The organism is Photorhabdus sp. S10-54 (assembly GCF_963878145.1).
Taxonomy (GTDB): Bacteria; Pseudomonadota; Gammaproteobacteria; order Enterobacterales; family Enterobacteriaceae; genus Photorhabdus; species Photorhabdus kayaii.
This window is the reverse complement of the sequence record NZ_CAWNXG010000054.1, coordinates 21677-27719: the sequence shown is the minus strand read 5'-3', so window position 1 is coordinate 27719 and position 6043 is coordinate 21677. Positions and strand designations below refer to the sequence as shown.

General features: G+C 42.2%; 4 protein-coding genes. All 4 read right to left on the bottom strand.

Annotated elements, in window-relative coordinates; genetic code table 11:
- Nucleotides 1–758: 758 nt before the first annotated feature.
- The 4 genes from glmS to atpD all read right to left on the bottom strand — a co-directional run bounded on the left by glmS (nucleotide 759) and on the right by atpD (nucleotide 6025).
- Entirely contained in the window at nucleotides 759–2588 is a 1830-nt protein-coding gene (gene glmS / locus AACQ83_RS20735) for a glutamine--fructose-6-phosphate transaminase (isomerizing) (protein ID WP_112878698.1), read from the bottom strand.
- 107 nt (nucleotides 2589–2695) lie between these two features.
- Nucleotides 2696–4069: a bifunctional UDP-N-acetylglucosamine diphosphorylase/glucosamine-1-phosphate N-acetyltransferase GlmU gene (glmU, locus tag AACQ83_RS20730; RefSeq protein ID WP_112878699.1), complete on the bottom strand. Its 1374-nt coding sequence runs from the start codon at nucleotides 4067–4069 to the stop codon at nucleotides 2696–2698.
- A 129-nt stretch (nucleotides 4070–4198) separates the two neighbouring features.
- Complete coding sequence (locus AACQ83_RS20725) at nucleotides 4199–4621, bottom strand: F0F1 ATP synthase subunit epsilon (protein WP_011144452.1); 423 nt, start codon at nucleotides 4619–4621, stop codon at nucleotides 4199–4201.
- Between the two features lie 21 nt (nucleotides 4622–4642).
- Nucleotides 4643–6025 carry a F0F1 ATP synthase subunit beta gene (gene atpD, locus AACQ83_RS20720; protein WP_011144453.1) on the bottom strand — a complete coding sequence of 461 codons (1383 nt, stop codon included), beginning with the start codon at nucleotides 6023–6025 and terminating at the stop codon, nucleotides 4643–4645.
- Nucleotides 6026–6043 lie beyond the last annotated feature (18 nt).

Here is a 6043-nt window from a genome sequence, read left to right as displayed (position 1 = left end):
TTTTTGTTAGTGACAAACTGGAATAATTTCCACCTGTTTTAATATTGTGATTACCTGATATGAGTGATTCAGTTGAGTCTTTAGGAAGAGCGTTTTTCGCCAAATCCACCGTTTCCACTAAACCAAGATTTTTCAAAACTCACTAATCCGTGAGATTTCCGAAAAAATAGTTTCGTATCGGCACTAAGCAGGAGTATATATGGTGAAGATTGGCTATATTCAGGTGCCAATAAATGACCAGAACTGTGGTTTATGAAAAAATGTGTTGATAAGAGTAAATTATGAACTATTTTGGAGGATAAATTTGTAGCAAAAACAACCAATTGAAGATTTAATTTTATACTATACAACAAGCATTTATGAGATTTCATTTTGCATAAAATATAAATTTTATTTATATTAAATTCAACTATGCTAACTCTATTCCCAAACAAAGTTTAGGTCAGTTATTTTCAAGATAATCAGAAGTAAAATTAAATATGGACAGTAAACCCGAAGTTATAAGCTGAGAGTTCTATCAATAAAACGCCCGAATTTTTTCTGGAATCACGCAGCCAATTGCAAAGTAGGTATTAAAATACAACTCCCCAATAGTTTGGATGGATATCTGGTTTCATAAATTTCGCCATAATATAACATTACAATGGCGTGATTTATTTTTATCGGCAAAAAAATAATGATAAATTTTCTCAGTTCAAAAAAAAGCCTCTGTATTTTTAATGTACAGAGGCTTGTTTCAACTTCTTATTATAAAACGATTATTCTACAGTCACTGACTTAGCCAAGTTACGAGGCTGATCAACATCAGTTCCTTTGATCAGAGCAACATGATAGGAAAGCAATTGCAATGGTACTGTATAAAATATTGGTGCAATCAGCTCTTCAACATGCGGCAATGGAATAATCTTCATTCCTTCACTATCGGTAAAACCCGCGTCCTGATCAGCAAAAACATATAGCAATCCACCACGAGCACGTACTTCTTCGATATTAGATTTCAGTTTTTCTAGCAGTTCATTGTTCGGAGCTACAATGATAACCGGCATATCTGCATCAATCAGTGCCAGTGGGCCATGTTTTAATTCACCAGCAGCATAAGCTTCAGCATGGATATAAGAAATCTCTTTTAATTTCAGAGCGCCTTCAACCGCAATCGGATATTGATCACCACGACCAAGGAATAAAGCATGGTGTTTGTCAGAAAAATCTTCCGCCAGCGCTTCAATAATTTTATCTTTCGATAACATGCTTTCGATACGGCTTGGCAGTGCATGTAATGCATGAACAATTTCTTGTTCCTGCTCTGCATCAACACCTTTCAAGCGTCCAAGGTAAGCCACCAGCATCAGTAATACTGTCAATTGAGTTGTAAACGCCTTAGTTGAAGCAACACCAATTTCTGCGCCGGCTTTGGTCATCAGAGCAAAATCAGATTCACGTACTAAAGAAGAACCCGCTACGTTACAGACAGTCAACGATGTGAGATAGCCAAGTTCTTTAGATAAACGCAGGGCTGCCAATGTATCTGCGGTTTCACCCGATTGAGACAAGGTGATAAGTAAGCTTCCTGAACGGCGCGCTGATTTGCGGTAACGGAATTCAGAAGCAATTTCCACATCACAAGGAATACCAGCCAATGCTTCAAACCAATAACGGGAAACCATACCTGCGTTATAGGATGTACCACAAGCAACTATCTGAATATGCTCTACTTTAGATAATAATTTAGCTGCGTTAGGACCAAGCTCAGACAGATCTACCTGCCCATGACTCAAGCGTCTTTCCAGAGTGCTTTTAATCGCCATTGGTTGTTCATAGATCTCTTTTTGCATGTAATGACGGTAGACACCTTTATCACCAGCATCATACTGAATATTGGATTCAATCTGTTCCCGCTCAACCGGTTTGCTCTGAGCATTAAAAATACGTACAGTACGGCGAGTTACTTCAGCAATATCCCCTTCCTCAAGGAAGATAAAACGACGAGTAACAGGCAATAGCGCCAACTGATCAGACGCCAGAAAGTTTTCTCCAACGCCTAGGCCTATAACCAAAGGACTACCCGATCTTGCAGCAATTATTGTTCCAGGATCACGGCTATCCATGATGACTGCACCATAAGCACCACGCAACCGAGGAATAACTCGTTGAATAGCTTCCAACAAAGTACCACCTTGTTTTTGTTCCCAATGAACAAGGTGGGCAATAACTTCTGTATCAGTATCCGAGATAAACTGATAACCGAGTGCAATTAATTGAACGCGTAATTCTTCATAGTTTTCAATAATACCGTTGTGAACAACAGCAATATAATCAGATACATGCGGGTGAGCATTTTTCTCGTTTGGTTCGCCGTGTGTAGCCCAACGGGTATGAGCAATACCTGTCCCACCAAGGACTGGCTGCTTACCAACCTCATCAGCAAGTACTTGTACCTTACCGACTTCACGCAGGCGAAACATATTTTTTTCGTTATCAACAACCGCCAAGCCGGCGGAGTCGTAACCTCGGTATTCCAAACGACGAAGTCCTTCAATCAGGATTTCTGCAATATCTCGTTGTGCTACTGCACCAACAATTCCACACATCAGTTTTATTCCTAAAAATAGGGCTGATGAAAGCCCTTTATATGTCAAGAGCCTGATTGTTTTCCGGTTTTTCCGGTCCCCGAGCCTGTAGAGTGGGGATTATTATTTTATTTTTTTTCTTTCACCGGGCGTTTCCACCCTTGAATATGTGTTTGTTTAGTTCTGCTTACAACCAGCTCATTTTCAGCGATGTTTTTTGTCACTGTTGTCCCCGCTCCGATTGTAGCGCCTTTAGCAACAGTCACCGGAGCAACAAGCTGAGTATCAGAACCAACAAAAACATTGTCACCAATAATGGTCTTAAATTTATTAGCACCGTCATAATTACAGGTAATAGTACCTGCACCAATATTTACATCACGACCAATGTCTGCGTCGCCAAGATAAGTCAAATGTCCAGCTTTAGAACCTTTACCCAGATAAGATTTTTTCATCTCAACGAAATTCCCTACATGGGCTTTTTCAGCGAGTTTAGAACCGGGACGCAAACGTGCAAAAGGCCCAACAGTACAACCAGTTTCCATTTCAGAATCTTCAACTATTGTATAGGGGCTAATAATAGAATCATCACCAATGATGCAATTCTTCAATACACAACCGGTACCAATCTGTACGTTATTACCAAGGGCTACATTACCCTCAATAATGACATTAGTATCAATAACCACATCACGGCCGTGAATTAGTGTGCCACGTAAATCAAAACGAGCAGGATCCAACAACATAACACCCGCTAGTAATAATTGTTCCGCTTGTTCAGATTGATAAATACGCTCAAGAGCGGAAAGTTGAAGGCGGTTATTTACACCTTCCATTTCACTCAAGCGAGTTGGGTGCACCACTTCAATTTTTCGACCTTCTTTATAAGCTAGCGCAATCACATCAGTCAGGTAGTATTCACCCTGAACATTGTTATTATCCAATTGGGCCAACCAACGTTTTAAATCACTACCATTAGCAACCAGAATACCTGTATTTATTTCATTGATTTTACGTTGTTCTTCAGTCGCGTCTTTTTGCTCAATGATGCCCGTTACTTCTCCGTTTTCACGAACAATACGACCATAACCTGTTGGATTATCCAAAATTGCCGTTAATAAACCGATACCACTGTCAGGTTTAACCGCTAGCAGGCGTTCAAGGGTATCTGTACCAATAAGAGGCACGTCACCATACAATATCAAAATATCTTCATCATCAGCGAAATGTGGTGCTGCCTGCTGCATTGCATGGCCAGTCCCTAACTGCTCTGCTTGTAATACCCAATTTAGTGTTTGATCAGAAAGGGTTTGCTTCATCAGGTTTCCTCCATGTCCATAAACTAGATGAACATTTTTAGCCCCTAATGCCATTGCAGTATCAATCACATGCTGAACCATAGGTTTACCGGCCAGCAAGTGCAGCACTTTAGGGAGATCAGAGTACATGCGGGTTCCTTTACCCGCGGCAAGGATCACAACACTTTTTGCACTGTTAGACATAAGAAACCCGATAACTCCAATTTAAGAGAGAAAAGTAAACCTGTTTATAAGATAAATTACTACATATTTCGCAATACAAAAAAGCCAGTTAGCTCGCACCAACTGGCTTTTTTTATTTAACTGCCTGTATTACATCGCTTTTTTTGTTAACTCGATTACACGAAGTTTCGCAATCGCTTTAGACAATTCAGCTGATGCCTGAGCATAGTCAACATCACCGTGAGAATTACGGATGTGTTCTTCAGCTTTACGTTTAGATTCCAACGCCTTAGCTTCATCCAAATCTTTACCACGGATCGCAGTGTCAGCCAGTACGATAACGCCGCTCGGTTGTACCTCAAGGATACCCCCAGAAAGGTAAATGACCTCTTCTTCACCGAACTGCTTAACAATACGTACCATGCCAGGTTTTATGGCAGTCAGTAGCGGAGCATGTCCTGGGTAAATGCCCAGTTCACCTTCACTACCTGTCACCTGAATTTTCTGTACCAAACCTTCAAACATCCGGCTTTCAGCACTGACAACATTCAGATGGTAAGTCATTGCAGCCATGTCAACCTCCGGTCAGCCGTATTAAAGTTTCTTCGCTTTTTCCACAGCTTCTTCGATGGTGCCAACCATGTAGAACGCCTGTTCTGGTAAGTGGTCATAGTCGCCGTCTAAGATACCTTTAAAGCCACGGATAGTGTCTTTCAGGGAAACGAACTTACCTGGTGAACCAGTAAAGACTTCTGCAACGAAGAACGGCTGAGACAGGAAGCGCTGGATCTTACGAGCACGCGCAACTACCAGCTTATCGTCTTCTGACAGTTCATCCATACCCAAGATGGCGATAATATCTTTCAGCTCCTGATAACGTTGCAGGATAGACTGAACGCCACGAGCAACATTATAGTGCTCTTGACCAACAACCAATGGATCGAGCTGACGACTGGTAGAATCTAACGGATCAACCGCAGGGTAAATACCCAAAGAAGCGATCTGACGACTCAAAACTACGGTTGCGTCTAAGTGCGCGAAAGTCGTTGCCGGAGATGGGTCAGTTAAGTCATCCGCCGGTACATAAACAGCCTGTACGGAGGTAATAGAACCGGTTTTGGTAGAAGTAATACGTTCTTGCAGAACACCCATTTCTTCCGCCAGAGTTGGCTGATAACCTACCGCAGATGGCATACGACCAAGCAGCGCAGATACTTCAGTACCTGCCAAAGTATAACGATAGATGTTATCAACAAATAACAGAACATCGCGGCCTTCATCACGGAACTTTTCAGCCATTGTCAGACCAGTCAGCGCAACACGTAAGCGGTTTCCTGGTGGCTCGTTCATCTGACCATATACCAGAGATACTTTATCCAGTACGTTAGAGTCTGTCATTTCGTGGTAGAAGTCGTTACCTTCACGAGTACGTTCACCTACACCGGCAAATACAGAGTAACCCGAATGCTCAATCGCAATGTTACGGATCAACTCCATCATGTTTACGGTTTTACCTACACCCGCACCACCAAACAGACCAACTTTACCACCCTTAGCGAATGGGCAAATTAGGTCCATTACCTTAATACCGGTTTCCAGTAGTTCTTGAGAGTTAGATAACTCTTCATAGCTTGGAGCCGGGCGATGAATAGCCCAACGCTCTTCTTCACCGATATCGCCTTTCATGTCGATTGGTTCACCCAATACGTTCATGATACGGCCCAATGTCGCTTTACCAACCGGAACCTCAATTGGGTGGCCTAAATCAGTGACACTTAAACCACGGCTTAAGCCATCAGAAGTACCCATTGCAATACAACGAACAACGCCGCCGCCCAACTGCTGCTGAACTTCCAGCACCAGCTTAGCTTCGCCGTTTTGAACCTCAAGAGCATCGTATACTTTTGGTACGGTATCTTGAGGGAATTCGACGTCCACCACGGCGCCGATTACCTGGATAATCTTTCCAGTAGCCATCTTGAATCCTCTACGTAA